The sequence below is a fragment of the Halomonas sp. 3D7M genome, assembly GCF_014897885.1.
Classification (GTDB): domain Bacteria; phylum Pseudomonadota; class Gammaproteobacteria; order Pseudomonadales; family Halomonadaceae; genus Vreelandella.
The window spans coordinates 1268-5024 of sequence record NZ_JABUZF010000152.1 but is presented as its reverse complement, the minus strand read 5'-3'; the positions used below and the strand labels follow the sequence as shown (position 1 = coordinate 5024).

Here is a 3757-nt window from a genome sequence, read left to right as displayed (position 1 = left end):
ACGGCCGTCATTGAGCACTAAAATACTCTCTAATCGCTCGTTGGTAGACTGCGTATCCGCCACTTGCCAGCGTAGGCGTGAACCGCTGATATCAAGCCTTGTGCCATCAAGAGCGGCTTGGCGAATGGCTAACCTAAGCTGTGCGTCGCTTTCCAGTACGCCGTTCTGTTCAGTGTGTTGCCAGCGGGTGGCTAGTTGCTCTCCTGTTAAAAAGATCTCACCGCGCATTTGATCGGTGGTGAAGTCGAGCTGCCCACGGCTAGTCGCTTGGCCGCTAAGCAATTGCAATGGGGCAGGGTCGGGCAGGGCGGCTTTAAGATAAGTTTGTAACACGCTAATGTCGGGTAACCGCGCGGACTGCCAGGTTAGGCGGGCAGTGGCGTTTTCTCGCGCTAGCGCTGGGTTCAGTGGGCTAAGCGCATTCAACGTAATGGCCGCGTCCGCCATCAACGTTCGCTGATGGTGGCTAAGGGTGGCGTCAGTGAAGGTGAGTGTCGCGTCTATTGTCTCTTCGTTCGACAGTTGTGCGGCCAACGAGCCGCTTCCTTGAGCCGTGAAATCAACTAAATTAGCCGCAAGTGTTGGTGCTTGAATCGCTAAAAAGGCGTCATAAGGCTTGGCGTCACGAAGCGTCACGCTAGCTTCAATTTGACCGTTACCTTCAAGCCGAACCCCTTGGCCGTCAAAGGTGTGTGCCAGATAGCGATCAAGCATGTCCAGACGAGTGACGTCGCCCTGTAGTTCCAGCGAGGCGCCAGTGGGCAGGTCTAGCTGGTCTAGGCGTTGATTGGGCATGCTGGTCGCTAGGTGAAGTTGCGTATTGGAGGCATAAGGGTGGGTATCCGCCAAGACGACATTGATGAGTTGCGTTGAAAAGTTGAGCTCATTGTCTTCTACCGCCAAACGCACGGCGCCTTCACCAATGGCGGTGTGGAGCGGAGGCGGTGTTTCTGCAACCAACCAACGCAGGTTGTCTGTTTCCCGGGGTTGCAGGCGCTGTTCGTTCACCGCTAAGCGCAATTCGGGGGCATTTAAGGTTAGCTCGCTACCACGCTGTAGCTTGCCATCGCTTAGGTTAAGTTCACCCGTTAAGTTGCCGTGACCATCAAGTGTCAGCCAGGGCAGCGCTTCTAGGTAGGGCATAAATACATCCCAGGCATCTGCCTGCGCCGCGATGGTCAGTTGTGCAGACAGGGCGCTGAGCAGTTCAGCGGTAAGCGCTTCGCGGGGAATTTGCGCGGTAGTAACACTGTTCAGGGAGGCATCTGCGCGTAACTGGATATTTTGTACTAACGAGGCTTGGTCGCTAAGGCGTATTAGGTGACCTTGGCTGATATCCAACGACACACTTGGAACGGCTAATGCAGCGCGACTTAACTGGGTATCCGCCACCTGCAGTTGGCCTTGTGCCTCGAGAGCAATATCGCCTATGGTCAAGCGGCGAAGCCCGTTGGCATCGAGTGCCTGTATGTGCAGCTCGCCGCGCAGAAGTGCTAGTAACGACAGCGAAAGCGTTGCACGTTGGGCTTCAACGGATATCGGTAAGCTGTCGTCCTCCCGTGCCAAGTAAAGGTTCTCTACCTCCCAGCGTCCTGGATGCAGACTGTTTGCATTCGTCCAGCGCACTTCGACCCCCTCAATCTGAGACAGCCGTTTGGGTAGCCATTGACTATTTAGCAGCCAAGTACTGCCAAGTACCCATACTAATGTCGCTACCAAAGCGCTTAACAGCGTGATTATCAGGAGGCGGAGTAGACGTTTTGACCTAGGGCTCTCTTTTGGCATACGGGCTTCCTTGCAGATGACTCCTGTCGGCGCGTGTTTTATGGCATTATGCGCGTCGTGGGGCCGTAATGGGTTTTCGATTTCAACGCTAGGCAGGCAGCAAAGCCATGTTCAAGGATTTTTACGCGCAACGCGGAGAGTATGTTGTGATCTCTGCTGAGCAGGCCAGCCGTTTCGCCAAAGGCGTGGCCGGCGATTACAACCCGATTCACAATCCAGATGCGCGCCGTTTTTGCGTACCTGGAGACCTGCTATTTACACTGGTGCTGGTGAAGTTTGGGTTGTCGCGACAAATGGAATTTCGCTTCACCAATATGGTGGGAGCTGACACTCCTCTCAAGTTTAGTGAAGAAGCGAATGGTGATCTACTTGTCTGTGATGAAGGGGGCAAGTGCTACCTGCAGGTGACGCGTGGCGGAGAGGTAACTCACGATGAAGCGGCTGTTGGAGCGTTTGCCCGCTGCTATGTGGCGTTTTCAGGTAAAAATTTTCCTCACTACTTAAAGCCTTTGATGGAGCAGCATGGGGTAATGTTTAACCCCAAGCGCCCCTTGGTTATTTACGACAGCATGGGGTTTTCCTTAGAGCGTCTAGACGGTTTCTCGCCGAACTTAGCCCTAACAAGCTCCTCGTTAGAGGTTCAAGGTAAGCGTGCCGATGCCTTACTTGAGTTTTCGATTGAGTCTGCTGGAGAAGCGGTTGGGGTGGGCTCGAAGAAACTAGTGGTTAGTGGCTTATGTGAGTACGACGCGACTGAAATGGCAGCGATTGTTGATGAGTTCTACCGCTTAAAGGCGGCTTACGAAGCAGTGTAGGTGGTGTCGTTGCGTTAGCGTAATGGTGGGTGCCATTAACGCTAACGCTAAGGTATTCTCAAAGCCTATCAATTAAAAAAACGCGCGAAGCGCTTTAGGCGCTTCCGCTGGATACAAGAGGCTTTGCATGAACCGTATCAAAACGCTTACGCTTGCCTGCGCAGCAGCTACGCTTGCCGTTTCAGCCATGAGTGCTCAGGCGCGGGATTTTCGTCTCGGTCTTATCACGCCCGCACAGCATCTATGGTCTACCGAGGCAGAAGCCTTTGCCCAAACACTGAACGAGCGCTCTGGTGGTGAGCATAGCGTTAGTGTTTTTCCAGCTCAGCAGCTTGGCAATGAAGCGCAAATGGTTCAGCAACTGCAAACCGGCGCGTTAGATATGGCTTTCTTGACGATTGCCGAAATTTCCAACCGTATTCCAGATTTTGGCGCACTATACGCGCCTTACTTGGTCGATGACGTTAATCACGCGGCACGGCTGTTGCGTTCTGACGCGGCTGGGGAACTACTCGAATTAATGCCACAAGAAGTCGGCTTAATTGGCGTTGGCTACGGCATGGTAGGCATGCGCCAAGTGCTCAGCCGTGACCCTATTGAAAGCGCCGACGATCTGCAGGGGCAGCGCTTACGTATTACCCCTTTCGAGCCCATTCGGGATTTCTATACGGCCACGGGTGCTGCCCCTGCGCCCATGCCGCTATTAGAAGTGTATGACGCGCTGGCTAACGGTCAGGTCGATGCCATTGATATGGATTTCGACTCTATTTTGATTTTGAAATTCTACGAGCAGGCGGAAAACCTGCTGATTTCTAACCATATGATGTTCCCTATGGTGGGCGTCGTGTCTGGGAGAGTATGGCGCGATCTTTCTGAACAAGATCGTGAGCTGATTGATACTGCGATGGCTGAGCATCTAGAGAACGTGCTGGTGGGTTTTGAAGAGAAGGATGCCGCTCAGGAAGAGGAAATTCGCGCCTTGGATATCAACATCGTTGAAGCGGATGCTGAGTTTTTCTCTGACGCCATTGCACAGTGGGAAAACATCTGGGCGCCTAAGGCACCTATGTTAGAAACGTTACGCGCCGAAGCTGACCGGTTACGTGACGAGTAATATGCTGCAACGTTTTTCATCAGGGCTTGCACGCTGTGAAGAG

The 3757-nt window shown here is 53.3% G+C and carries 2 protein-coding genes and 1 pseudogene; 2 read left to right on the top strand and 1 reads right to left on the bottom strand.

Annotated elements, in window-relative coordinates:
• Window positions 1-1785: pseudogene (locus INT22_RS07335) on the bottom strand (hypothetical protein); the annotation flags it as partial.
• 107 nt (window positions 1786-1892) lie between these two features.
• On the opposite strand from INT22_RS07335, the gene INT22_RS07330 reads away from it, so the two are divergent.
• The gene (locus INT22_RS07330) at window positions 1893-2600 is read left to right on the top strand and encodes a DUF3581 family protein (RefSeq protein WP_193067970.1); all 708 of its coding nucleotides are present in this window, start codon (window positions 1893-1895) and stop codon (window positions 2598-2600) included.
• Window positions 2601-2727: 127 nt separating this feature from the next.
• Window positions 2728-3714: a TRAP transporter substrate-binding protein gene (locus INT22_RS07325; RefSeq protein WP_193067969.1), complete on the top strand. Its 987-nt coding sequence runs from the start codon at window positions 2728-2730 to the stop codon at window positions 3712-3714.
• The last annotated feature ends 43 nt before the right edge of the window (window positions 3715-3757 follow it).

Bases quoted from the DNA above. Each gene is read 5' to 3' on its own strand.
- INT22_RS07330 (WP_193067970.1), top strand. From the start codon at position 1,893: ATGTTCAAGGATTTTTACGCGCAACGCGGAGAGTATGTTGTGATCTCT.
- INT22_RS07325 (WP_193067969.1), top strand. From the start codon at position 2,728: ATGAACCGTATCAAAACGCTTACGCTTGCCTGCGCAGCAGCTACGCTT.